At 66.7% G+C, this 24456-nt stretch carries 24 protein-coding genes and 1 tRNA gene (1 of these 25 running past the window's edge); 18 read left to right on the top strand and 7 right to left on the bottom strand.

Annotated elements, in window-relative coordinates:
* Nucleotides 1–5: 5 nt before the first annotated feature.
* Nucleotides 6–1424 (bottom strand): DEAD/DEAH box helicase, encoded by a 1419-nt coding sequence (locus U1H82_RS11715; protein ID WP_322965119.1) that lies wholly within the window; start codon nucleotides 1422–1424, stop codon nucleotides 6–8.
* A gap of 136 nt (nucleotides 1425–1560) precedes the next feature.
* The gene (locus U1H82_RS11710; protein WP_322965118.1) at nucleotides 1561–2007 is read right to left on the bottom strand and encodes a hypothetical protein; all 447 of its coding nucleotides are present in this window, start codon (nucleotides 2005–2007) and stop codon (nucleotides 1561–1563) included.
* 66 nt (nucleotides 2008–2073) lie between these two features.
* Between U1H82_RS11710 and U1H82_RS11705 the strand changes: the two genes are divergently transcribed.
* From U1H82_RS11705 to U1H82_RS11690, 4 genes are all read left to right on the top strand, one after another.
* Nucleotides 2074–3498, top strand: coding sequence for an FAD-binding oxidoreductase (locus U1H82_RS11705; protein ID WP_322965117.1), 1425 nt, complete (start codon nucleotides 2074–2076; stop codon nucleotides 3496–3498).
* Between the two features lie 74 nt (nucleotides 3499–3572).
* The gene (locus U1H82_RS11700; RefSeq protein ID WP_322965116.1) at nucleotides 3573–4346 is read left to right on the top strand and encodes a SapC family protein; all 774 of its coding nucleotides are present in this window, start codon (nucleotides 3573–3575) and stop codon (nucleotides 4344–4346) included.
* Between the two features lie 4 nt (nucleotides 4347–4350).
* Nucleotides 4351–4893, top strand: a complete 543-nt coding sequence (locus tag U1H82_RS11695) for a cytochrome b (RefSeq protein WP_322965115.1) — start codon at nucleotides 4351–4353, stop codon at nucleotides 4891–4893.
* Between the two features lie 215 nt (nucleotides 4894–5108).
* Nucleotides 5109–5483 (top strand): antibiotic biosynthesis monooxygenase family protein, encoded by a 375-nt coding sequence (locus tag U1H82_RS11690; protein WP_322965113.1) that lies wholly within the window; start codon nucleotides 5109–5111, stop codon nucleotides 5481–5483.
* A gap of 168 nt (nucleotides 5484–5651) precedes the next feature.
* On the opposite strand, the gene U1H82_RS11685 is transcribed toward U1H82_RS11690, so the two are convergent.
* Both U1H82_RS11685 and U1H82_RS11680 read right to left on the bottom strand, forming a co-directional pair.
* Nucleotides 5652–6503, bottom strand: coding sequence for a hypothetical protein (locus tag U1H82_RS11685; protein WP_322965112.1), 852 nt, complete (start codon nucleotides 6501–6503; stop codon nucleotides 5652–5654).
* Nucleotides 6504–7075: 572 nt separating this feature from the next.
* A complete protein-coding gene (locus U1H82_RS11680) occupies nucleotides 7076–7933 on the bottom strand; it encodes an N-formylglutamate amidohydrolase (RefSeq protein ID WP_322965111.1) in 858 nt (285 codons plus the stop codon).
* A gap of 100 nt (nucleotides 7934–8033) precedes the next feature.
* Between U1H82_RS11680 and cpdR the strand changes: the two genes are divergently transcribed.
* From cpdR to U1H82_RS11645, 7 genes are all read left to right on the top strand, one after another.
* Nucleotides 8034–8411, top strand: a complete 378-nt coding sequence (gene cpdR / locus U1H82_RS11675; RefSeq protein ID WP_322965110.1) for a cell cycle two-component system response regulator CpdR — start codon at nucleotides 8034–8036, stop codon at nucleotides 8409–8411.
* Between the two features lie 44 nt (nucleotides 8412–8455).
* Nucleotides 8456–8530, top strand: a tRNA-Val gene (locus U1H82_RS11670).
* Between the two features lie 139 nt (nucleotides 8531–8669).
* Complete coding sequence (locus U1H82_RS11665; protein WP_322965109.1) at nucleotides 8670–8954, top strand: hypothetical protein; 285 nt, start codon at nucleotides 8670–8672, stop codon at nucleotides 8952–8954.
* An 8-nt stretch (nucleotides 8955–8962) separates the two neighbouring features.
* Nucleotides 8963–9406 carry a periplasmic heavy metal sensor gene (locus U1H82_RS11660; RefSeq protein ID WP_322965391.1) on the top strand — a complete coding sequence of 148 codons (444 nt, stop codon included), beginning with the start codon at nucleotides 8963–8965 and terminating at the stop codon, nucleotides 9404–9406.
* A gap of 9 nt (nucleotides 9407–9415) precedes the next feature.
* Nucleotides 9416–9979, top strand: coding sequence for an RNA polymerase sigma factor (locus tag U1H82_RS11655; RefSeq protein ID WP_322965108.1), 564 nt, complete (start codon nucleotides 9416–9418; stop codon nucleotides 9977–9979).
* A 32-nt stretch (nucleotides 9980–10011) separates the two neighbouring features.
* Entirely contained in the window at nucleotides 10012–11796 is a 1785-nt protein-coding gene (locus U1H82_RS11650) for a copper resistance system multicopper oxidase (RefSeq protein ID WP_322965107.1), read from the top strand.
* Nucleotides 11793–12905 (top strand): copper resistance protein B, encoded by a 1113-nt coding sequence (locus U1H82_RS11645; protein ID WP_322965106.1) that lies wholly within the window; start codon nucleotides 11793–11795, stop codon nucleotides 12903–12905. The genes U1H82_RS11650 and U1H82_RS11645 overlap by 4 nt, the downstream gene beginning before the upstream one ends.
* On the opposite strand, the gene U1H82_RS11640 is transcribed toward U1H82_RS11645, so the two are convergent.
* A complete protein-coding gene (locus tag U1H82_RS11640) occupies nucleotides 12906–13535 on the bottom strand; it encodes a DUF1826 domain-containing protein (RefSeq protein ID WP_322965105.1) in 630 nt (209 codons plus the stop codon).
* Between the two features lie 137 nt (nucleotides 13536–13672).
* The gene (locus tag U1H82_RS11635) at nucleotides 13673–14980 is read right to left on the bottom strand and encodes a sugar MFS transporter (RefSeq protein ID WP_322965103.1); all 1308 of its coding nucleotides are present in this window, start codon (nucleotides 14978–14980) and stop codon (nucleotides 13673–13675) included.
* Between the two features lie 184 nt (nucleotides 14981–15164).
* Between U1H82_RS11635 and U1H82_RS11630 the strand changes: the two genes are divergently transcribed.
* From U1H82_RS11630 to U1H82_RS11610, 5 genes are all read left to right on the top strand, one after another.
* A complete protein-coding gene (locus tag U1H82_RS11630) occupies nucleotides 15165–16259 on the top strand; it encodes an aldose epimerase family protein (protein ID WP_322965102.1) in 1095 nt (364 codons plus the stop codon).
* 13 nt (nucleotides 16260–16272) lie between these two features.
* Nucleotides 16273–18069 carry an IlvD/Edd family dehydratase gene (locus tag U1H82_RS11625; protein WP_322965101.1) on the top strand — a complete coding sequence of 599 codons (1797 nt, stop codon included), beginning with the start codon at nucleotides 16273–16275 and terminating at the stop codon, nucleotides 18067–18069.
* A 242-nt stretch (nucleotides 18070–18311) separates the two neighbouring features.
* Nucleotides 18312–19457, top strand: coding sequence for a fumarylacetoacetate hydrolase family protein (locus tag U1H82_RS11620; protein ID WP_322965100.1), 1146 nt, complete (start codon nucleotides 18312–18314; stop codon nucleotides 19455–19457).
* Between the two features lie 14 nt (nucleotides 19458–19471).
* Entirely contained in the window at nucleotides 19472–20257 is a 786-nt protein-coding gene (xylB, locus tag U1H82_RS11615; protein WP_322965099.1) for a D-xylose 1-dehydrogenase, read from the top strand.
* Between the two features lie 29 nt (nucleotides 20258–20286).
* Entirely contained in the window at nucleotides 20287–21150 is an 864-nt protein-coding gene (locus tag U1H82_RS11610; protein ID WP_322965098.1) for an SMP-30/gluconolactonase/LRE family protein, read from the top strand.
* Nucleotides 21151–21390: 240 nt separating this feature from the next.
* On the opposite strand, the gene U1H82_RS11605 is transcribed toward U1H82_RS11610, so the two are convergent.
* Nucleotides 21391–22173: a FadR/GntR family transcriptional regulator gene (locus tag U1H82_RS11605; protein WP_322965097.1), complete on the bottom strand. Its 783-nt coding sequence runs from the start codon at nucleotides 22171–22173 to the stop codon at nucleotides 21391–21393.
* Nucleotides 22174–22271: 98 nt separating this feature from the next.
* On the opposite strand from U1H82_RS11605, the gene U1H82_RS11600 reads away from it, so the two are divergent.
* Nucleotides 22272–23795, top strand: coding sequence for an aldehyde dehydrogenase (NADP(+)) (locus U1H82_RS11600; protein ID WP_322965096.1), 1524 nt, complete (start codon nucleotides 22272–22274; stop codon nucleotides 23793–23795).
* Nucleotides 23796–23866: 71 nt separating this feature from the next.
* Nucleotides 23867–24456: the 5' portion of an AraD1 family protein gene (araD1, locus tag U1H82_RS11595; protein WP_322965094.1), read on the top strand. 403 nt of this gene lie beyond the right edge of the window; only the first 590 of its 993 coding nucleotides appear in the window; it begins with the start codon at nucleotides 23867–23869; the stop codon falls past the right edge of the window.

The following is a 24456-nucleotide window of genomic DNA, read 5'->3' as shown; positions in this document are numbered from 1 at the left end:
AGGCTTCAGATTCCGAACGAGACCTTCAGGAAGTCCGGGATCGGCCCGTTCCAGCCGCCATCATCGGGCGCTTCGTCGGCGTTGGAGCGGCGGCGGTCGCGGCGACGGTCGTCGCCACGCGCCTCGCGCGGTTCCTCGTGCCGAGGCTGTTCGCGACGCGGCTCCTCGCGGCGGGTGCGGGCCGGGCGGGCGCGGGGGGCTTCCTCGACCGTTTCGGCTTCGGGAGCCACCGTCTCGACTTCGGCTGCACGAGGCGCACGATCGCGGCGCGTGCGGCGGGCGGGCCGCTCTTCCTCGGCGGGTGCCGGAAGTTCGAGCCGGTCGATCTTCTGGCCCGTCAGCTTCTCGATATTTTCAAGATTCTCGGCGTCATCGGGCGCGACGAAGGTATAGGCGGTGCCGGTCGCGCCGCCACGGCCGGTGCGGCCGATCCGGTGGACATAATCGTCCGGATGCCAGGGCGCGTCGAAGTTGAAGACGTGGCTGACGCCCTTGATGTCCAGCCCGCGCGCCGCGACGTCGGACGCGACCAGGATGTTGATGTCGCCGCGCTTGAACAGCTCCAGCTCGGCCAGACGCTGCGGCTGTTCCATGTCGCCATGGATTTCGCCCGAACGGAAACCGTGCTGCTTCAGCGACTTGTTCAGCTCACGCACCGTCGTCTTGCGGTTGCAGAAGATGATCGCGTTGCGCACCTCTTCCTGACCCAGCAGCTGGCGCAGCCGCTTGCGCTTCTCGAACGACTGGGGCGCGACCGGTACGACGAACTGCGCGATGTTGATGTTGGTCGAGGCGGGGCGCGCGACCTCGATCGTCTTGGGGTTTTCCAGGAACTTGTCGGCCAGCTTCTTGATCGGCGGCGGCATGGTCGCGGAGAAGAGCAACGTCTGGCGCTGCTTGGGCAGCTTGGTGCAGATTTCCTCGATATCGGGGATGAACCCCATGTCGAGCATCCGGTCCGCCTCGTCGATGACCAGCATCGAACAGCCGGTCAGCAGGATGTTGCCGCGCTGGAACAGGTCCATGAGGCGACCCGGCGTCGCGATCAGCACGTCGACGCCCTTTTCCAGCGCCTTGACCTGGTCGCCCATCGATACGCCGCCGATGAGGAGGGCCATGGAAAGCTTGTGGTTGGCGCCGTATTTCTCGAAATTCTCGGCGACCTGCGCGGCGAGTTCGCGCGTTGGCTCCAGGATCAGGCTGCGCGGCATCCGGGCGCGGCTGCGGCCATGCGCCAGGATGTCGATCATCGGCAGCACGAACGAGGCGGTCTTGCCGGTGCCCGTCTGCGCGATGCCGATGATGTCGCGCATCATCAGCACGGACGGGATGGCGGAGGCCTGAATCGGCGTCGGCTCGGTATAGCCGGCGTCGGTGACCGTCTTGAGAAGTTCGTCGGAGAGGCCGAGATCGGCAAAGCTCATGCAATTTTCCGGAATTTGGTGCGGAATGGGAATCGCCCCGCACGCGCCCAGCACCCTATGCCGCTTGCGGATTTGGTAGCGAAAGTCAAGTTTTCCACAGCCTCGAGGCTGGGAAATCGGGCATTTTCGTGGCTTTTCAGCGAACCGGCACCAGATTGCGGAACCGTTCGATCTCACAGGTGCGGCCCGCCCGCGTGCGGATCGGGTCGCGCCCGGCGCAAATCTGGCCATCGGTGCCGGGGCGGATATAGAAGCTGGAATAATAATCGAGCTGGCGGCAGGCGCGGACCAGGCGGGCGCGGACCCGCTTGCCGCCGGTCAGGACGATATCGACCGCGCCTTCCTCGGCAGGCAGCGCACCGGCCAGATGCTGGGCGGGGATGCAGCGCGGGCCTTTGCGCTCCTTCCACCGGTTCGGCGTGGCGGGCGGCGGCGCGGCGCGGGGGACACGGATCACGACGCGCTCGCGGATGATGACCTGGGCATATTGCACGCGCGCATAGGGATCGGTCGCGCCGAGCAGAGCGGGCGTCGTCAGCGTCATCAGGGCGATGGCGGCGAGGTTTCGATAACGGCGCAGCATGTCAGCAGACCCCTTCATAGGCCGGATGATTGAACGCTTTATGAACCTGGCCTAGTCGATCCCGTCATGACTCCAGCTCAGACCGCGCTGCTCCAGGCCCTGACCCCGATTTTGGGCGACAAGGGCATCGTCACCGACCCCGCGCTGATCGCACCATGGCAGGTGGACTGGCGCCGCCGCTTTTCCGGCCATGCCCCCGCCATTCTCGCCCCCGCCGACACGGGACAGGTCCAGGCGGTGCTGCGCGCGGCGGCCGAGCACCGGGTTCCGCTGGTGCCGCAGGGGGGGAACAGCTCGATGGTCGGGGGCGCGACGCCGCCTGCCGATGGATCGGCGCTGATCCTGTCGACGCGGCGGATGAACCGCATCCGGCGGATCGATGCGGGGGCGGGCATGGTGGTGGCGGAGGCAGGCGTGATCCTCGCCGATCTCCACGCCGCCGCCGAAGCGGAGGGTTTGCGCTTTCCCCTGACGCTGGGGGCCAAGGGCAATGCGACGGTCGGCGGCCTCGTCTCGACCAATGCGGGCGGGACCCAGGTGCTGCGCTTCGGGACGATGCGCGGGCTGACTTTGGGCGTCGAGGCGGTGCTGCCCGACGGGACGCTGTATGACGGGCTGTCGGCGCTGAAGAAGGACAATCGCGGTTACGATCTGGGCCAGCTGCTGATCGGCGCGGAGGGGACGCTGGGCATCGTCACCGCCGCCGCGCTGCGGTTGGCACCGGGGATCGCGCGCTCGGCGACCGCCTGGGTCGGGCTGGCCGATCCCGCCGCCGGGCTGACCCTGCTGCGCCGGTTGCAGGCGGCGACCGACATGATCGAGAGTTTCGAGATCCTGCCCGCCGAAAGCCTGTCCGCCGCCGTCGCGCATCTGCCGGGCGCGCGATCGCCGCTGGCGGGCACGCATCCCTGGCACGTCCTGATCGAGGCGGTGACGGGCGATGCGCGAACAGACCCCGCCGCGATGCTGGAGGCGCAGCTCGCCCGCGCGCTGGAGGACGGGGTGGTCGCCGATGCCGTCATCGCTTCATCGGAGGCGCAGTCGCGGGCCTTCTGGCTGCTCCGCCATTCGCTGTCGGATGCCGAGCGCGCGCTGGGACCGGCGGTGCAGCACGACATCGCGGTGCCGGTCGATGCCATGCCGCGCTTCATGGTCGAGGCGGCGGCGGCGTGCGACGCGCGCTTCCCCGGCACCCATGCCTCGGGCTTCGGGCATCTGGGCGACGGCAATATCCATTTCCATGTCCGCGCCGCCCCCGGCACCGATCGCGACCGTTTCTATGCCGAGGATGCCGCGACGATCACCCGCTTCGTCCATGATCTGGTGATGGCGGCGGGCGGCACGATTTCGGCCGAACACGGCATCGGCCAGATGAAGCGCGACGAACTCGCCCGCCTCTCGCCCGAGCGGGTCGCCGCCATCCGCGCCATCAAGACGGCGCTCGATCCGCACGGTCTGTTCAATCCCGGCAAGCTCGTCGCTTGCGCATGAGGCGCTAGACCCATAGACACGGGGCCACGACGCGCGGCCGGGGGGCTCGCGCGGGTAAGTTTTTGGAGAATATCATGGCGAGCGCGCCGTCCCTTCCGCTTTTCTACAACGGCCTGGAGCCGCTTTCGAGCGAGGCTCATGCGAACTACAAGGTTCGCCCGCAGGAAACCGCGCCCTTCCTGGTCGGTCAGCACGCCATCCCCGTGACCGTGGACGAATTCCCGCTGGTGCAGCGTTTCATGCCGATCGTCTTCTCGGTGGGCGACCAGCCGATCCCGCTGGCGCTGATGGGCCTGAACGAGGGCGTGAACGTCTTCGTCGATGACGAAGGCCGCCTGACCGAGACGAACTTCTACGTCCCCGCCTATATCCGTCGCTATCCGTACATGCTGGCGCGTCTGCGGCCGGAGTCGGAAGAGCTGTCGCTGTGCTTCGACCCGACCTCGCCGACGATCGGCGCGTTCGACGACGGCGATGCGCTGTTCGACGGCACCCAGCCGAGCGAGCTGACCAAGAACATCCTCCAGTTCAACGAATCGTTCGAACAGGCGGGCGCCCGCACCCAGAACTTCATGAAGGAACTGGGCGAAATGGGTCTGCTGATGGACGGCGAAGTCTCGATCCAGCCGGACGGCGCGGAGCAGCCCTTCGTCTATCGCGGCTTCCAGATGATCAACGAGGAAAAGCTGGTCGACCTGCGCGGTGACCAGCTGCGCAAGATGAGCCAGTCGGGCATGCTGCCGCTGCTCTATGCCCACCTCTTCTCGCTCTCGCTGATGCGCGACATCTTCGCCCGCCAGGCGCAGCTGGGCAAGATGCCGCAGCCGCAGCTTCAGCCGGTCGGCTGATCCGATGCGCGGGCCGGTCGTATCCGCCAGCCCGCGCTACAGCCAGGTCGCGATCGTCTTTCATTGGACGATCGCAGCCTTGGTTGTGGCGAACCTCGCCATCGGGCTGCTCCATGAGAGCCTGCTGCCCGGCACCATCCCCTTGCATATGGCGATCGGCCTGACCGTGCTGGCGCTGACCGCAGGCCGGATCGTCTGGCGTCTGGGCCATCGCCCGCCGCCGCTGCCCGCCGAAATCCCGGTCTGGGCGCGGGGGAGTGCCCATGCGCTCCACATGATCTTGTATGTCCTGATGATCGCCATGCCGATGACCGGCTGGGCGATGGGCTCCGGCCGCGCCGTGCCGCGCCCGGTCAGCTGGTTCGGCCTGTTCGACGTGCCGCCGCTGCCCATCGGCAAGGCCGCCGCCGGGTTCGGGCACGAGGCGCACGAGATTCTCGGCTGGGCGATGCTGGTGCTGGTCGCGATCCATGTCGCGGCGGCACTGCGCCACCATTTCCTGCTGCGCGACGACCTGCTGGCGCGGATGCGTTTTCGCACGCGTTGAGCTTTTTCGTGGGATTCCCGATGGAAGGGACCCGGCTGATGTTGTGAGCATCGAGCCGTGGATGCGTTACTGCTAGCGCCAATAGCCCGGATACAGGGAGAGCCGCCCGTCCGTTTTTGCGCTGCGGTCGACAAGGTCGCCATTGGGCTGTCCCGATTGGGATGGTGATTTGGGAACGAAATGCAGCCGCTTGTTGCGGATACAGGAGGTATCCTGTGCGCCTGCTTAGTCGTAACATGAATGCCTACCGTTTGCAGGAGCGCGAAATGACAGCCTCGAAGCAGTCGATTTTCAGGGTCGACAAATTCTCAGTGCCCGCTGGTTCACGCGACCCTTTCCTTGCCAAAATCAGGGAAACGCATGCTCTGCTTGATGGCGCGGAGGGATGCCTTCAGAACATCGTTCTCGAGCAGAAGGACGGAACGAGCCGATATAATGTCGTCACGATCGTGGAGTGGCGCGATGCCGAGGCGTATGAACGGGCGAAGCAAGCTGCTCAAGTGCGGCATGCAGCGGGTGGCTTCGATCCAAAGGCGATGTTTGCAACGCTCGACATCGAAGCCGACCTTGGGAACTACCAGCTTCTCTGACAACATAGCTATCCGGCGTTCATCCCTCCCGTGAACGACCGACTAGCGAGACTGCCGGGTCTTTCCCGTTGGGGATGGTTGATCGGGAAAGGCAGCATTTGGCCGTGCCCCCCGCGCAGCCTGATCGAGGAGGGGCGGATAGGTGGCGAACCCTCCCCCCTTAGTCGTCTAAGTCACAGATGACGATCGAGACTCAAGCCAATCTTTAAGCGCCAGCCAATGGTTCGCGCCCGCTTCAACGAGAATTGTCTGTCCGGGAAGGGCATGAGCTTCAATCAAGCTAGTCATATTAAGGTTTCGGCGGTAACTTAGGTCATTTACGACTTTGCTACCTATACCCTGTCCGCATGGTGTGCCGTTGTTTGGATCGAATGTCTCGCCGTAAGCCTTCCTGTACCAAGCGGCATAGTCAAAACTCGTGATCGGCACCACTGTCGAGGCGTAGCGAAGTTGTCGTTCTACGGCGCGTGCGCTTGACGCTTCTAAGAACGGATTTTCGTGTGACCGAAGAAGGTGAGCGCCAAGTGCGTCGGTTATCGTAAAGCCATCGCCAATCAGCGTATTGTAATCTTGATCGGGGCTAAAGTCCCACCCTGAGAATTGCGCTCCGGCATCTACCGCTAGCTTCACCGCATACAGGTTCTCAGAAGCATGCCCATCTACGGCTCGTTCATTCGCGTCTTTGGCCAGCGCGTTCCTATACCACTCAAATGCACTCTTTGTCGCAGAAGCGCCTTCGACTAAGACAAGCGTAGGCTTGTATGTATCGAACGCCGCCTTAATTTGACGATGTGTTTCGTCGTCTTGGTTTTGAGTATGCTCCACCCCCACGAAGGCGAGCGTAGCGCCGTTACGAAGATGATAAACATGCGTGAATGGCTTTGACCAACCTACAGGCGCGATACACATGTTGTGAGACACCGGCGCGGTTATCGGCGTTCTATTAGAAGCCGAGTGAGCCTGTACGGCGCCTAAACTTAGGGCTGTTAGGAGAGCAGGCAAAAGGTAGAGCGGTCGCAACAGCCATCCTTCCTCAATCATCGACAGGAGCGAGATTGGACTAGGAAATTATGGCATCATCGCGACAACCGGTATGCCGACTGCGGTCCTACACGTGTTTCAGGGGTTCGACTTTCCCGATAACGAACGCATGGAAAGACGGCCGCCCAAGCGAACGTTGCGAGGGGCGTCTGAGGTGCGCCATTTCCCAAAATCTGTTCCCGATTGCCCTTTCCCGAAATGGCGAGTCGGAGAGGGAAAAACGGGAAGGGTCGGCATGGCGAGCGGCATGTGCGAGGAAGTCAGCCCCTGAACCTGAACGTCCCCGCGCGGGCGATTGCAGGCCGTTTGTTGCACCGCATCGCCTGGCACCCTCACGTCCCGCAGGAAGGGCGCGCGTTGATCCCGCCACCACCCGTTACGAAAAAATGACGAATTGTGGGGGCAGGGGTTGAACCAAATAGGCCCCTTCCTATTTATACCAGTACGACATCGTGTCCCCCCTTTCGCGGTGTCGTGCGACACGCTTTCAGCGTGTCTCCTCCCTGAACCTTGGCCGCCTCGCGCTCTTCCCCCTTGCGCGAGGCGGTTTTTTATTCGGCGGCCATCGCCACGGGCTGGCCCAGCGCTTCGGCCGCGAGCGCGGCCAAGATGTGGCGCACCAGCGTCACCGTCGCGTCGAAGCCCGGCCCCGGTGCCTCCAACGCGGCATCGAGATAGAGCGAGCGGTCGAGCTCCAGCTGGATTGCGTGGATGCCGCGCCGGGGATCGCCATGCCGCTCGACGACATGCCCGCCAGCATAGGGGGCGTTGCGCGTGACCGCGATCCCGTGCCCGCGGGCCTCCGCTTCGATCCGGCGGACCAAGCGGGTCGCGGCCGTCGTGCCGTGCCGGTCGCCGATCACGATGCGGGGGACAAGGCCCACCGCGCCCAGCGGCGGCATGGAATGCAGGTCGAGCAGCACCGCTACCCCGAACCGCGCGCGCACCGCTGCCAGCCGCTCCGCCAGCGCTCTGTGATAGGGGCGGTGATCGCCTTCGATCCGGGCCATGATCTCGGCATCGCTGAACCGCCGTGCCCAGATATCGCCATGCCCCGCCACCCGGCGCGGGACCAGGCCCAGCCCGCTGCGCAGCTTTGCCGAGGCGCGGGGGGCCATCGTCGCGCCCGCATCGATCAGCGGATCGCGCTCACGCTCGTCGCGGTTCAGGTCGATCCAGGCGCGCGGGACGGTCTGGACCAGCATCGGCTCGTCCCCACGCGCCGCCATCGCGACCAGATCGATCAGCCGGTCCTCCAGCCCCATGACGGCGGCGACCGGCACCCGCAGCGCCGCGACCAGTTCGGGCGAATAGGCGCGGCCGCCATGCGGCACCGAGATCACCACCGGTCCCAGAGGCACCGGATCGCCAAATGTCTGAAAGGATGCGCCGGAGCTGGGGCTGGCCATTGGCGACGATCCTATGGTGCGCCTTCGGGACAGGCAATGGTCTGGAAATCTTAACCGCCCCGCCGCTAAGCTGGGCCTCGACATGAATCGGGATGACGCGATGTTTCATATCCTGCTGGCCGAAGACGACGAGGTCATGCGCGAATATCTGACGCGGGCGCTGACGCGGTCCGGCTACCGGGTGACGGCGGTCGATCGCGGTACGGCGGCGCTGCCTTTGTTGGAAAGCGAGCGGTTCGACCTGCTGCTGACCGACATCGTCATGCCCGAGATGGACGGCATCGAACTGGCCCAGCGCGCCGCCTCGCTGGTTCCCGACCTGCGCGTGATGTTCATCACCGGCTTCGCGGCGGTCACGCTGAAGGCGGGGCAGGCAGTCCCCAATGCCCGCGTCCTGTCCAAACCCTTCCATCTGCGCGACCTGGTGATGGAGGTGGATCGACTTTTTGCAACAGAATCGGCCGATGGCGCAATTTAGGGCTTGCCAGCCCCGCCGAAACTGCTAATTGCCCGGCCTCCGGCGGGCGTGTAGCTCAGTGGTAGAGCACTGTGTTGACATCGCAGGGGTCGCAAGTTCAATCCTTGCCACGCCCACCATCGAAAACCCCGCTAGGCCAATGGCTTAGCGGGGTTTTTGTTATTGGCGTTCATGAGCCCGGGCTCATCGATGTTTTGACATCCGCTTTCTCCACACAGCTGATGAGGGATGGGCCGGGTTTTCGCGTATAGAGGGATCATGACCGATCCGCTCGACCGCGACCTCGCCCGATTGGCGCAGAATATCCCGCCCGCTTCCCTGGACGACCTGGAGCGACGGGTCGCGATGGCGATCGATGCGGGGGCGTCGGATGCGGGCGGGATGTCGGCAAGGGGGCTTGTGCTGGCGGGCGGCGCGGCACTGATGCTCGGTGTGATCGGCGGGGGGGCGGCCGCCGGGCGGATCGAGGCGCGGGAGCCGCCGGTGGCGGTCGTCGCGCTGGATGCGGGATTGGCGCCCTCCACCTTGTTGCTCGGCCGGTGAGCGGGGTGATGCGCGGATCGGTGCGGCGGCATCTGCTGACGCTGGTGATCGCGTTCGTCGCGGCGCTGGCGGGGGTGGCGATCGGGTGTCGGTTGCTGATGCCCGCAGAGCCGCAGGCGAGCGACCTGCACATGCTGATCCACCGCGATATCAGGCTCGATCCAGAGCAGGCGGTCACGCTCGACCGGCTGGAGGCGCAGTTCGCGGTACGGCGCGCGGCGCTGGAGGCGCGGTTGCGTGGGGACAATGCCCGGCTGGCCGCCGCGATCGAGGCGGAGCATCGCGACGGACCACAGGTCAGCCAGGCGATCGACGCGGTGCATCACAGCATGGGCGACCTGCAAAAGGCGACGCTGGCGCATGTCTTTGCGATGCGCGGCGTCCTGCGCCCCGATCAGGCGGCGACCTTCGACCGGCTGGTGGCGGCCAAGCTGACCGATACGGCGCGGTAAGCCGAACGGATGGCGCACCGCGATCTGGCGGGGCTGGCGGACGGCGATCTGGTCGCGCTGGCCAAAGGTGGGCGGCCGGGCGCCTATGCCGCGATCGTTACGCGGCACAAGGCGGCGCTGTATCGGCTGATCCTGGCGCAGGTCCGCGACGCCGACGAGGCGCTGGATCTGGTGCAGGAAAGCTTCGTCGCGGCGCATGGCGCGCTGGGCCGATTCGACGAGACGCGGAGCCTGCGCGCCTGGCTCAGTGGCATCGCGCTCAACAAATGCCGCGATTGGGCGCGGCGGCGGCGGGTGCGGGCGATGCTGGCGCGGGTGCTGCCGGTCGAGGCGGCCGAGGCGGTGGCCGATGACCGGATCGGTGGCGAGGCGGCGGCGATCGAGCGCGATTCGCTGGCGCGCACGCTGGCCGCGCTCGATGCCTTGCCCGCATCGTTGCGCGAGCCGCTGATCCTGTGCGCGGTCGAGGGGCTGAGTCAGGCCGAGGCGGCCGAGGCGCTGGGCTTGAGCGCCAAGGCAGTCGAACTGCGCATCCGGCGCGCCCGCGCCGCGTTGCGCGAACGAACCGGGTGAGGGGAGGGGCGTCTCCGTGCGTATAGCAGGGCATGATCGACCCGATGACCGTCCTGCGCCGCCGTGATCTGCTTGTTGGCGGTGGCGGCCTGAGCCTGTTGGCCGCCATGCCCGGCTGGGCGGCGACGCATCACGCGTCGCCCCGGCCCGAACTGACCGGCCCCGACATCACCCTGACGATCGCGCGTCAGCATATGATGATTGACGGCAAGCCCTATCACGCGATCGGCATCAACGGATCAGCACCCGCGCCGCTGATCCGTCTGCGCGAGGGGGAGCGGGCGGGGATCACGGTGGTCAATGCCTTGGACGAGGAGACGTCGATCCACTGGCACGGGCTGCTGCTGCCCTTCCAGATGGACGGGGTGCCGGGGATCAGCTTTCCGGGCATTCCGGCGGGTGGTCGCTTCACCTATGAGTTCCCCGTCGTGCAGGCCGGGACCTATTGGTATCACAGCCATTCGGGGCTGCAGGAGCAGGAGGGGCTGTACGGCCCGATCGTGATCGATCCGGCGGGGGCCGATCCTATCGCCTCGGACCGCGAGCATGTGGTGCTGCTGTCGGATCACAGCCCGCTCCACCCCCATGCGATCTTTCGGCGGTTGAAGCTGCAGGGCGGCTATTTCAACTATCAGAAGCAGACGCTGGCCGGGTTGCTGGCGGGCAAGGACCAGCCCTTGCGCGAGCGGCTGGACTGGGGACGGATGCGGATGGACCCCAGCGACGTGTCCGACGTGACGGGGTCGACCTATCGCTATCTGGTCAATGGCCATGGTCCGGCGGACAATTGGACCGGGCTGTTCACGCCCGGTGAGCGGGTCCGGTTGCGGCTGGTCAATGCGGCGGCGATGACCAATTTCAACATCCGCATTCCCGGCCTGGCGCTGACCGTCGTGCAGGCGGACGGGCAGGACGTGCGGCCGGTGACGGTCGAGGAGCTCCAGATCGCGGTGGCCGAGACCTATGACCTGATCGTCACGCCGGTTGAGGACCGCGCCTATACGCTGGTCGCCGAAACCTGGGACCGGTCGGGCATGGCGCGCGGCACGCTGGCGCCCCGGATCGGCATGGCCGCGCCTGTGCCTGCGCTGCGGGCGCGGCCGCTCGCCACGATGAAGGATATGGGCATGGGGGGCATGGACCATGCTGCCATGGCAGGCGGCTGTTCGGCCGAACACGCCGCGATGGGGCATTGCCAGCCGGGCGCCGCGCCCCAGATGGATCACGGCCAGATGGATCATGGCGAGATGAGCCACGACATGCGCGATTTCGCCAACGCCCCCGGCCTGTCGCGCACGCCCGTTGTCCAGACGGTCGCACCGATGCCGGTCGACCGCACGGCTGAGCCGCCGCAGGGGCTGGCCGATGTCGGTCACCGCGTCCTGACCTATCGCGACCTGATGAGCGCCAGGGTCAATCCCGACACCCGTACCCCGTCCCGCGCGCTGACCATCCATCTGACCGGCAATATGGAACGCTATATGTGGGCGTTCGACGGGGTGAAGCTGAACGCCGTGACCGCGCCGATCCCGTTCCGGCTGGGCGAGCGGGTGCGCGTGACGTTGGTCAACGACACCATGATGGCGCATCCCATCCATCTGCACGGCCATTTCTTCGAGCTGGTGACGGGCCATGGCGACCATGCGCCGCGCAAGCACACGGTCAATGTCGCGCCGGGCGGCACCGTGACCTTCGACCTGACGGCGGATGCCGAGGGCGACTGGGCGTTCCACTGCCACCTGCTCTATCACATGCATGCAGGCATGATGCAGGTCGTCAGCGTCCGGCGGGATGCGGATAAGGGAGCGGCGGCATGATCCCGTTCGCGCTGCTGCTGGCCGAGCCCCAGCATCATCACGACATGGCGATGCCGGGCATGACCATGGCGCCGCCGAAACCGGCCGCTACCCCGCGCAAGCCCGCCAAGCGCCGAGTGGCCAGACCTGCGCTGCGAAAGGCCCGACTGGTCCCCCCGGCCTGTTCGCCCGAACATGCCGCCATGGGGCATTGCCGCCCCGCCAAGGGCAAGGCGCAGGCACAGGATGCGATGCCCGGCATGGCCCCGATGACGGCCGACATGCCCGCGCCCGGCTGTTCACCCGAGCATGAAGCGATGGGGCATTGCCAGGCCATGCCCCAGACCGACCCAATGCCGCAGGGCATGACGATGGACCATGGGGCGATGCACCATGGCGCGATGCCGCAGCAGGCCGTGGGCAACGCTCCGCCGCCCCCGCCGCCGACCGACCGCGCCGCCGACCGCTTCTACGACCCCGCATTGATGGCCCGCGCCGACAAGCAGATGCGGATGGAGCATGGCGGCATGCGCTTCTCGCAGGTCCTGTTCAATCTGGCCGAGGTTCAGCTCCGCGACGGCCGCGACAGCTATCGCTGGGACGGGGAGGGCTGGTTCGGCGGGGATATCCACCGGCTGGTCGTCAAGACCGAGGGGGAGGGGGCCTTTCGCGACCGGATCGGCGCGGCCGAGGTGCAGGCGCTCTATGCGCGCGCGATCGATCCCTATTGGAACCTCCAGGCGGGTGTGCGGCAGGATATCGGCGCGGGCCCGCGGCGGACCTATGCCGTCGTCGGGATCGAGGGGCTGGCCCCCTATTGGTTCGATGTCGAGGGGGCGCTGTTCCTGTCGGACAAGGGCGAAGTCCTGGCCCGCGCCGAAGCCTGGGTCGACCAGCGGATCACCCAGCGGGCGATCCTGCAACCCCGGATGGAGGTGAACCTCGCCGCACAGGACGTGCCCGAGCAGCGGATCGCGGCGGGCGTCTCCAGCATCGAGCTGGGCCTGCGCCTGCGCTATGAGATCGCGCGCGAATTCGCACCCTATGTCGGGGTCAACTGGGAACGGCGATACGGCCCGGCGCGGGGCGGCGGTGCGGCGCTGGCCTTGGGCATCCGCACCTGGTTCTGATTACGACGCGGCATCCGGCCATTCGGCATCGATGACCAGCAGCAGCCGGTCCTCGCCACTGCCCGCGATCGGCGGCGAGCGGTGGATGATCGCGCGGTCGCCCGCCCGCTCGCGACCCTTGAACAGGCCGACATCCCCGGCCGCCAGGGCGTGCGGTTCGGCACCGGCGGGCGCGCCATGCGGCAGCCATTGGGTCGCCTGGCCGCAATAGGTGGTGATGAGGCGCAGCGCGACATAATCGGCGTGGAATTTCCAGCAGCCATTGCCCGTGATCCGCTCGATCCGCACCTCGACCCGCTCCTCGCCCGTCCAGGTGGCATAGAGCGCCGCGAGATGCGCAGCATCGGCCGCCAGCGTTTCGTGCCAGGGCTGGGGAGATAGCGGCGACAGGGCGTCGTGCACGCGCTGGGCAACCGACGGCGTGTTGGCGGCGAAGCGGATCGCCGGGAAATGGGTGAGGTCCGGGGCGGACAGTGGCGACGCGCGCTGCCAGACGGCCAGCGTTACCGCCGGTTCGTCGATCGTGGCCAGAATGGCGGGATCGGTATCGATGCGGACATGATCGGGCATGGCGGCCATCGTCGGGGCAGAGGCCGGGCAAGCGGTCCGGGTATCGGTGCTGGGGATCATGGGCATCATCTTCGATTGCGAGTGTTATGGTGTAACATTACCATAACGATGCCGACCGGGAAAGCGTGTCGATCCCAAAGCAAAAGGGCGGCACCTTTCGGCACCGCCCCTTGCTGGTCTCGTCGAAGCGAGTCGGATCAGCCTGCGTCTTCGTCGGGGAAGGCGTTGGTCGGCTTCGACCCCCAAAGTGCGTAGAACAGGATGTAGAGTTCACACACGGCGGTCAGCAGGAAGGACTGCTGCAGGCCGTAATGGTCGGCCAGCCAGCCATGCACCGCGACCAGGGCGCCGCCCGCGATCGCCATGATGAGCAGCCCCGAGCCTTCCTCGGTCAGCGGGCCGAGGCCGCGAATGCCGAGCGTGAAGATGGTCGGGAACATGATCGAGTGGAACAGGCCGACCAGGATCAGCGACCACATCGCCATATGACCGGTGGTGAACACGGTCGCCAGCATGACGATGAACGCGCCGATCGAGAAGATCGCCAGCACGGTCCCGGCGGGCACCTTCTGCATGATCGCCGAGCCGACGAAGCGGCCGACCATCATCCCGCCCCAGAGCAGGGTCAGGTAGCGGCCTGCGGCCTCGGTGGTCATGTTGCCGATGTCGGGGCGGCTGACGAAGTTCACGAACAGGTTGCCGACGCCGATCTCGGCGATCAGGTAGATGAAGATCGCGCCGATGCCGAACACCAGGTTGCGATGCTTCCACAGCGAATGATTCTTGCGATCCTCCTTGGCGACGCGGCTGGTGGCCGAGCCCATGGCGGGCAGCGGGAAGCGCGCGATGACGATGGCGAGCACGACCAGCACCACGGCGACGAGGCCATAGGGCAGGACCACCGCATGGGCGTCGGCCAGACGCTCGGCCTGGGTCAGCGCCTCACCGGCCTGCGCCGTGCCGCCCTTCGAACGGCCGAGGATCAGATAGGCGCCGAACAGCGGGGCCAGCATCGTGCCCATCGAGTTCATCGCCTGGACGAGGTTCAGACGCGACGATGCCGTATCCGCCGGGCCGAGCACCGCGACGTACGGGTTGGCCGCGACCTGGAGCAGGGTGATGCCGCTGGCGATGACGAACAGCATCAACAGGGTGACGCCGTAGGAGGGCAGCGACGCCGCCAGCATCATGCCGACCGCGCCCGCCGCCATGATGAGCAGGCCGGTCACCAGCGATTTCTGGTATCCGATCCGCTCGATCAGCTTGGCCGAGGGGATGGAGGCGAAGAAATAGGCGATGAACCACACGCTCTCGATCAACGAGGCCTGGAAATAGCTGAGTTCGAACACGCTGCGCAGATGGGGCAGCAGCGTCCCGTTGATGACGGTGATGAAGCCCCACATGAAGAACAGGCTGGCCAGCAGGGTCAGCGCCGAACCGTAATTGCTCGTCCCTCCCCCCACAGCTTGTGCGCCGGTGGCGCGGGACGTGACGGGTGCGGCCATTGCAATCCTCTCCTTCGCGCCGGCGAACATCATCAAAAGATGTTCGTTGACCGGCTTGCTCCTGATATTTTGTCTGACTATAGTGACGCAAAAGGCGCGTCAATGGCGTCTGGCGACGAAAGGGTGAGGCATGTCGATGGCGTCAATCAAGAGCTTTCTTACTTTGGTAGCGGTAACCTCCGCAATGACTTCCACGGCCGCTCTGGCGAGCGAGGCAAAGCGCGCGCCCGCAGGCTATTCGGTGGAGGGTGCGGCGATCGAATCGGTGACCCTGACCAACAAGGCCGGACTGTCGGCGCGCGTGCTGACCTATGGTGCGACTCTGCAATCGCTGATGGCGCCCGACCGCGACGGCAAGTTCGCCGACGTGCTGCTCGGCTATGACAAGGCCGAGGATTATGTGAACCATCCGAACTTCTTCGGGGTGACCGTCGGCCGCTTCGCCAACCGCATCGCGGGCGGCCGCTTCACGCTCGACGGGCGTCCCTATCAGCTGGCGCTCAACGACAAGACCAATTCGCTGCACGGCGGGACCAAGGGTTTCGACAAGCATATGTGGCGGATCGTGTCGATGAAGGACGGCCCCACCGCCAGCGTGACGATGGCGCTGACCAGCCCCGATGGCGACCAGGGCTATCCCGGCAAGGTCGATGCGACCGTCACCTATTCGCTGGACGAGGCGGGCGCACTGACCATCGCGTTCGAGGCGAAGACCGACAAGCCGACCATCGTCAACATGACGAACCACGGCATCTGGAACCTGAACGGTGAGGGCTCGCCGCTGGGCGCGACCTTCCACAAGCTGACCATCCCGGCCGCGGCCTTCACGCCGGTCGACGCCAAGCTGATCCCGACCGGCGAGCTGAAGCCGGTCGCGGGCACCGTCTTCGACTTCCGCCGACCCCGTGTCGTGGCTGAAGGTATCCGTGACGGCAACGACCAGCAGATCCGCTATGGCCAAGGCTATGACCATAATTTCGCGCTGGACAAGGGCCTGACCGCGACGCCGCAGCTCGCCGCGCGTCTGGAGGACCCCGCCTCGGGCCGCGTGATGGAAGTGCTGTCGACCGAGCCGGGCGTGCAATTCTACACGGGCAATTTCCTCGACGGCACCTATGTCGGCAAGAAGGGCCATCTGTACCGGATGGGCGACGGCATCGCATTGGAGCCTCAGAAATTCCCCGACTCGCCCAACAAGCCGTCCTTCGTCTCCCCCCGCGTCGATCCGGGTAAGCCCTATCGGCACACCATGATCTATCGTTTCTCCATCGCCCGCTGACCGAAAGCCTGACATGACCGACACGCCCACCCCGAAGCTGCGCAGCCGCGCCTGGTTCGACAATCCCGACAATATCGACATGACCGCGCTCTATCTGGAGCGCTATCTGAACTTCGGCCTGTCGCTGGAGGAGCTTCAGTCGGGCAAGCCGATCATCGGCATCGCACAGAGCGGCTCCGATCTCTCGCCCTGCAACCGCCACCATCTGGTGCTGGCCGAGCGGGTGCGTGAAGGCGTGCGCGAAATGGGCGGCATCGTCCTGGAATTCCCGGTTCACCCGATCCAGGAAACCGGCAAGCGCCCGACCGCCGGTCTCGACCGCAACCTGTCCTATCTAGGCCTGGTCGAGGTGCTGTACGGCTATCCGCTCGACGGCGTCGTGCTGACCATCGGTTGCGACAAGACGACCCCGGCGATGCTGATGGCGGCCGCGACGGTCAACATCCCGGCGATCGCGCTGTCGGTCGGACCGATGCTCAACGGCTGGCACAAGGGCGAGCGGACCGGCTCGGGCACCATCGTCTGGAAGGCGCGCCAGATGCTGGCGGCGGGCGAGATCGACGATGCGGAGTTCATCCGCCTGGTCGCGTCGTCGGCCCCCTCGACCGGCTATTGCAACACCATGGGCACGGCGACCACGATGAACTCGCTGGCCGAGGCGCTCGGCATGTCGCTGCCCGGCTCGGCCGCGATCCCCGCGCCCTATCGCGATCGCCAGGAAGTCGCCTATCTGACCGGCAAGCGCATCGTCGAGATGGTGAACGAGGATTTGAAGCCCTCCGACATCCTGACCAAGGACGCGTTCCACAACGCGATCAAGGTCAACTCGGCGATCGGCGGCTCGACCAACGCGCCGATCCACCTGGCCGCCATCGCGCGCCATATCGGCGTCGACCTGCCCGTGCAGGACTGGGAGAGCGAAGGGCACAAGATTCCGCTGCTCGTGAACCTCCAGCCCGCCGGCGAATATCTGGGCGAGGATTATTACCGTGCGGGCGGCGTGCCCGCCGTGGTCAACCAGCTGATCGAGCAGGGGCTGATCCACGAGGACGCGATGACCGTCAACGGCAAGACCATGGGCGAAAACTGCCGCGGGCGGGCGATCGAGGACGAAAAGGTCATCCGTCCCTTCGCCCAGCCGCTGGTCGAGGAAGCGGGCTTCATCGTGCTGTCGGGCAATCTGTTCGACGCCGCGATCATGAAGACCAGCGTGATCTCGCCCGAGTTCCGCGAGCGTTACCTGTCCAACCCGGACGATCCCGACGCTTTTGAAGGTCCGGCGGTCGTGTTCGACGGGCCGGAGGATTATCACCACCGGATCGACGATCCCGCGACCGGCATCACGCCGCAGACGCTGTTGTTCATGCGCGGCGCGGGGCCGATCGGCTATCCGGGCGCGGCGGAAGTCGTCAACATGCGTCCGCCCGCCTATCTCATCACCGAGGGCGTGCACTCGCTGCCCTGCATCGGTGACGGCCGCCAGTCGGGCACGTCGGGTTCGCCCTCGATCCTCAACGCCAGCCCCGAAGCGGCGGCGATGGGCGGCCTGGCTCTGATCCAGACGGGCGACCGGGTCCGCATCGACCTGAACACCGGCAGCGCCAACATCCTCATCTCCGAGGAAGAGCTGGCCGAGCGTCGCAAGACGCTGGCGGCGGCGGGCGGGTACAAATACCCGGCGTCGCAGACCCCGTGGCAGGAAATCCAGCGCTCGGTGGTCGGCCAGATGTCGACCGGCGCGATCCTGGAGGGCGCGGAAAAGTATCAGCGCATCGCCCAGACACAGGGGCTGCCGCGCGACAACCACTGATGACGGCGACCGGCCGGGCGGATTTCCCCGTCCGGCCGGTCGGTCCGCGCCTCGACAGGTTGTCGAGAATGTCCGCAACGCTCCGCGATCAGGGTGGCCGCCGCCCAGGTGCACGCGGGAAGCCCGTCGGATTTGCAGGCCCGGTCCTTCCCAGGCGATCCAGAACGAGGCGCCCCATTCAGGCCCTCTTGACCTGAACCGGGCAGCAATCGATACCGCTAACAAATCTGCGGAGAGGAAATATGGCCAGCAATCTTACCGACCTGATGGGCGCCTTGCCGGACGATTGGCGCGACGGACGCTTCGTCGGTCGGATCGATCGGGGGCAGGGGCCTTGCCCGATCCTGGTCGAGAACGGCCAAGTCTATGACATGAGCCGCGTGGCGCCCACCGTCTCGGCGCTGCTGGCAAGCGGCACGGTCGAGGCATCGCAGGGGGAGGCGCTGGGCGAATTGGCCGATCTGAACCTGTCGCCCGAGCAGGGCGCGGCCAACCGGCTGTTGTCGCCGATCGATCTGCAATGCGTGAAGGCGGCGGGCGTGACCTTTGCCGTATCCGCACTGGAGCGGGTGATCGAGGAGCGCGCGCGCGGCGATCATGCCAAGGCGGCGGGGCTTCGCGGCACGCTGGAAGCGGCACTGGGCGGCAATATCCGATCGGTCGTCCCCGGCTCGCCCGAAGCCGCGCAGCTGAAGGACGCGTTGATCGCCGAAGGGCTGTGGTCGCAATATCTGGAGGTCGCGATCGGCCCGGATGCGGAAATCTTCACCAAGTCGCCGGTCCTGTCGACGGTCGGCTGGGGGATGCCGGTCGGCGTCCGCTCCGACTCGACCTGGAACAACCCGGAGCCGGAAGTGGTGGTGGTCGCCGATGCCCATGGGCGTGCGGTCGGCGCGACTTTGGGCAACGACGTGAACCTGCGCGACTTCGAGGGGCGCTCGGCATTGCTGCTCGGCAAGGCCAAGGACAATAACGCGTCCTGCTCGCTCGGCCCGCTCGTCCGCTTGTTCGACACCGGCTTCACCATGGACGATGTCCGGTCGAGCGAGGTCAAGCTGACCATCACCGGCACCGATGGCTATGTGCTGGAGGGCGCCAGCTCGATGGACCAGATCAGCCGCGATCCCGAAGACCTGCTCGGCCAGGCGCTGAGCGAGCATCATTACCCGGACGGCCTGGTCCTGTTCCTGGGCACGCTGTTCGCGCCGACCCAGGACCGTGACGAGCCGGGCCGCGGCTTTACTCACAAGGTCGGCGACACGGTCGTCATCACCAATCCGCGCCTGGGCACGCTGGTCAATCCGGTAATGACCTCGGCCGATGCCCCCGCCTGGACCTTCGGTCTGGGTGACCTGATGCGCAACCTGGCCAAGCGCGGCCTGTTGTGACGGAGACGATTTCGATGTTGCAGAAGACCAGCGCGGCGGACCTGACCGCCCGCTACCCCAGCCTGATCGACAAGCGCGTCATCGTCACCGGCGGCGGCTCGGGCATCGGCGAGGGGCTGGTCGAGGCGTTCGTGGCGCAGGGCGCGCGCGTCGCGTTCGTCGACATCGCCGAAGAGGCGAGCCAGGCGCTGGTCGACCGGCTGACCCCCGATGCACGGCACGCGCCGATCCACCGCCGCTGCGACCTGACCAACCTCGACAGCCTGAAGGCGATCTTCGCCGATCTGGAAGCGGCGCTCGGCGGCGTCGACATCCTCGTCAACAATGCGGGCAATGACGATCGCCACAGCATCGAGGACGTGACCCCGGCCTATTGGGACGAGCGGCTGAACGTCAATCTGCGCCACCAGTTCTTTGCCGCGCAAGCGGTGATCCCCGCGATGAAGCGGGCAGGCGGCGGTGCGATCCTGAACTTCGGGTCGATCAGCTGGCATCTGGGTCTCAACGACCTGGTCCTCTACCAGACCTGCAAGGCCGCGATCGAGGGGCTGACCCGCAGCCTGGCACGCGATCTGGGCCGCGAAAATATCCGCGTGAACACCATCGTCCCCGGCAACGTCCAGACGCCGCGCCAGGAAAAATGGTACACCCCCGAAGGCGAGGCGGAGATCGTCGCGGCCCAGTGCCTCGACGGGCGCATCCAGCCTGCGGACGTGGCGGCGCTGGTGCTGTTCCTGGCGTCCGACGATGCGAAGATGTGCACCGGCCACGACTATTTCATCGACGCCGGTTGGCGCTGACAAACCGGGCGAGAGCATAGGAGAGAGTGATGCAGCAGGCCGAACATTGCCTGACCGTGGGTGCGACGCTGGGCGAAGGCCCGATCTGGGTCGATGACGCGCTGTGGTTCGTCGACATCAAGCAGCAGCGCATCTATCGCCACGATCCGGTTGCGGGCACGCTCGATCACTGGGCCTCGCCCGAAATGGTCGGCTGGGTCGTGCCTGCGCAGCGCGGCGGCTTCGTCGCGGGGTTGAAGTCCGGCCCGCATCACTTCGATCCCGCGACGGGCGGGTTCGAGCGGCTGGCCGAGGTGGATGCGCATCTGCCCGCCAACCGGCTGAACGATGCCTGTGTCGATGGGCAGGGGCGTATCTGGTTCGGCACGATGGACAATGACGAGACGTCGCTGTCGGGCCGCCTGTTCCAATGGGCCGCCGGGCTGGTCACGCCGACCAGCGCGGACGCGGTGTGCATCACCAACGGCCCCGCCATCGCGCCCGACGATTCGACGCTCTATCATGTCGATACGCTGGGCAAGGTGATCCTGGCGCATCCGATCCTGGGCGACGGCACGCTCGGCCCCGCGACCGAATTCGCGCGCTTCGGCGATGCGGACGGTCATCCCGACGGCGCGATCTGTGATTCAGAGGGCGGCGTGTGGGTTGGCTTCTTCGGCGGATCGGCTGCGCGGCGCTATGGCCCGGACGGCGTGATGACCGACGAGGTGCGCTTCCCCGTCTCCAACATCACCAAGATCGCGCTGGGCGGCCCCGATGGTCGCACCGCCTATGCCACCACCGCGCGGCAGGGGCTGTCGGAGGAGCAACTGGCCGAGCAGGTCCAGGCGGGCGACATCTTCACCTTCCGGGTCGCGGTTCCCGCCAAGCCGGTCCACCGCGCGGCGTTTTAAGGCGGTCCTTCAATTCCTCCCCTTGCAGGGGAGGTGGCAGGCCGCAGGTCTGACGGAGGGGGGGCCCGGCCTGAGAGGTTGGACTGCAACAACAACAACCGGGGACACCCCTCCACCATGCTTCGCATGGTCCCCCTCCCCTTGCAGGGGAGGAATGAGAAGAATGGCGATCCGCCCCATGAACCCCTTTCCCGAACCCGGCGTCTCGGGTGGCCCGCTCCCTTGCCGGGGGCGGGCCTTCTATCCCTCCATCGCGCTGCGGGTATCCTCCAGCGCCAGATCGACGAGCAGCCGCATGGCCTCCCCCGCCGCCTCGACATCGCCCGCCGCGATCGCGTCATAGACCTTCACATGGTCGGGCACCGGATTGCGGGGCAGCGCGCGCGACCGCTGCTTGAACTGGGTGGTCCAGGCGACCGCCGCGCCGATGCTGGCGGTCAGCACGACCAGCGCGTCGTTGCGCGTCGCGGCCAACACCGCATTGTGGAAATCCCGGTCGGCGGTCCGCCCCGCCTCGGTCGCCAGCGTATGACGGCGCATCGCGGCCAGCGCGTCGCGCATCTCCTTCAGATCGGCCTTGTCGCGCCGCTCGGCCGCCAGTCGCGCGGCGGCGGGTTCGACGATCGCGCGCAACTCGAACAGGCTGCGCACGAACTGGATGTCCGGCTCACCCGAAAAGGCCCAGGCGAGGACATCGGGGTCCAGCAGGTTCCAGCGATGGCGCGGCAGGACGCGGGTGCCCGTCTTGGGACGGCTTTCGACCAGCCCCTTGGCGCTCAGCACCTGCACCGCTTCACGATAGGCGCTGCGCGACACGTCGAGCGCCTCGGAAAAGGCGACCTCGCCCGACAGCGTGTCGCCGGGGCGGTACTCGCCCGAGACGATCGCCGCGCCCAGCTTGTGCGCGATCGCGCCGTGCAGGCGGCGGCCGGTGCCGCGCTTGACCTTGGGGGCGGCCTCTTCAGACCCTATATCCGTCGCGGCGCCGGGCGGCGCATCCCCGTTCGTCGTGCTGTCACTCATCGCGTGTACCTCTCCGCCCCCATCTTTGCGCACAACCTTTAACATTGCCATCGCTCCGTCAAACTAATATGTCGGAGTAATATAAAGGAGCTTCCCCTATGACCGATTTCCGTTCGATCGACGCCGCCACCGGCCAGCCGGTGGGCGACGCTTTCGCGGTCCACGGACCGGCCGATGTCGACGCGGCCTGTGCGGCTGCGGAGGAGGCGTTCGACGTCTATCGCGCCACTGCCCGTGAAGAGCGCGCCGCGTTCCTCGACAAGATCGGGGCCGAAATCATGGCCATCGGCGACGAGCTGATCCAGGCCGCGATGCGCGAGAGCGGCCTGCCGCGCGCACGCCTGGAGGGCGAGCGTGGCCGCACCGTCGGCCAGCTGGGCCTGTTCGCCAAGGTGCTGCGCGCCGGGGCCTATCTTCAGGTCCGCATCGACCCCGCCATGCCCGACCGTCAGCCGCTGCCGCGCCCCGATCTGCGCCTGCGCATGGTGCCGCTTGGCCCTGTCGCGGTGTTCGGCGCGTCGAACTTCCCGCTCGCCTTCTCGACTGCCGGTGGCGACACCGCGTCGGCGCTGGCGGCCGGTTGCCCGGTCGTGGTGAAGGGCCATCCCGCTCATCCGCAGACCGGCGCGCTGGTCGCCGCCGCCATTGAGCGCGCCGTTGAAGCGTGCGGCCTGCCCAAGGGCGTGTTCAGCCACCTGACCGGCCCGAGCAACGAACTGGGCGCCGCGCTGGTTCGCGATCCGCGCATCGCGGCGGTCGGCTTCACCGGTTCGCGCGCCGGTGGCTTGGCGCTGGTCAAGATCGCCCAAGAACGTGCCATCCCGATCCCCGTCTATGCCGAAATGTCGAGCATCAACCCGGTCGTCCTGATGCCCGAGGCGCTGAAGGCACGCGGCGCTGCGCTGGGTACCGCGTTCGTCGGCTCGCTGACCATGGGGGCGGGCCAGTTCTGCACCAATCCGGGCCTGTTGCTCGCGATCGAGGGCGAAGGACTGGACGCGTTCGTCGAGGCGGCCCGCACCGCGCTGCCCGAGGCGGCGGCGCAGACCATGCTGACGCCGGGCATCCATGCCGCCTACACGAAGGGCACCGAGTCGCTCGCAAGCCACGATAAGGTCGAGACGGTGGCGCAGGGCAAGGTGGGTGAGGGCATCACCGCCGGTCGCGCCGTCTTCTTCCAGACCACGGCCGAGGCGTTCCTCGCCGACGAGACGCTGGGCCATGAGGTGTTCGGTGCGTCCTCAATCCTGGTCCGCTGCCGCGACGAGGCCGAGCTGACCGCCGTGCTCAAGGCCGCCGAGGGTCAGCTGACCGCGACGATCCAGATGGACGAAGGCGATACCGACATGGCCGCACGGCTGGTGCCGGTGCTCGAGCGCAAGGCGGGCCGTATCCTCGCCAATGGCTGGCCGACCGGCGTGGAAGTCGCCCATGCGATGGTCCATGGCGGGCCGTTCCCGTCGACCTCGGACGCGCGCACGACCTCGGTCGGCAGTCTGGCGATCGACCGCTATCTGCGGCCGGTGTCCTACCAGAACCTGTCGGCCGCGCTGCTGCCGCAGGATTTGAAGGACGAAGCCGCGGGCACGCTGCCCCGCCTGGTCGATGGCCAGCCGGGTTAAGGCATGACGGGGCGCGGGCTGGTTCGGCCCGCGCCCCCTTTTTTGTTGAAAAGACTTTAGGGGAGGATTTCATGGCTGATCGTTTGTTGCAGCACCGTGCGCCCTCGGGTGAGCGCTCGGTCATTCTGGCGCGGGGCGACAAGGCGGCATTCGTGCCGGGCGTCGAGAGCGTCATTGCACTCGCGCAGCGCGCGATCGCCGAGGGCAAGACGCTGCTCGATACTGCGCTGGCCTGTGGCGAAGGCACGGCGGTCTACCTCGAGGCCGAACTGGCGGCGGGGCATCTGATCGCGCCGATCGATCATGAAGACCCCGCGCATTGCGTCATGACCGGCACCGGCCTGACCCATCTCGGCTCGGCCGAGGGCCGCGACAAGATGCACCGCGAGGCCGCGGCCGTCGCGCAGCAAACCGACTCGATGCGCATGTTCCTGGAAGGCGTCGAGGGCGGCAAGCCCGGTGAAGGCCAGGTCGGCCAGCAGCCGGAATGGTTCTACAAGGGTGACGGCACGCAGCTGGTCGGCCCCGGCGACGCGCTCGAAATGCCCGCCTTCGCGCAGGATGGCGGCGAGGAGCCCGAACTGGCGGGCATCTACCTGATCGGCCCCGACGGCACCCCGCATCGCCTGGGCCTGTGCCTCGCCAACGAGTTTTCGGACCA

It is taken from the genome of Sphingomonas fuzhouensis (assembly GCF_034659795.1).
Taxonomy (GTDB): domain Bacteria; phylum Pseudomonadota; class Alphaproteobacteria; order Sphingomonadales; family Sphingomonadaceae; genus Sphingomonas; species Sphingomonas fuzhouensis.
The sequence above is the reverse complement of the archived record's forward strand: the minus strand, read 5'-3'. Positions and strand labels throughout refer to the sequence as shown.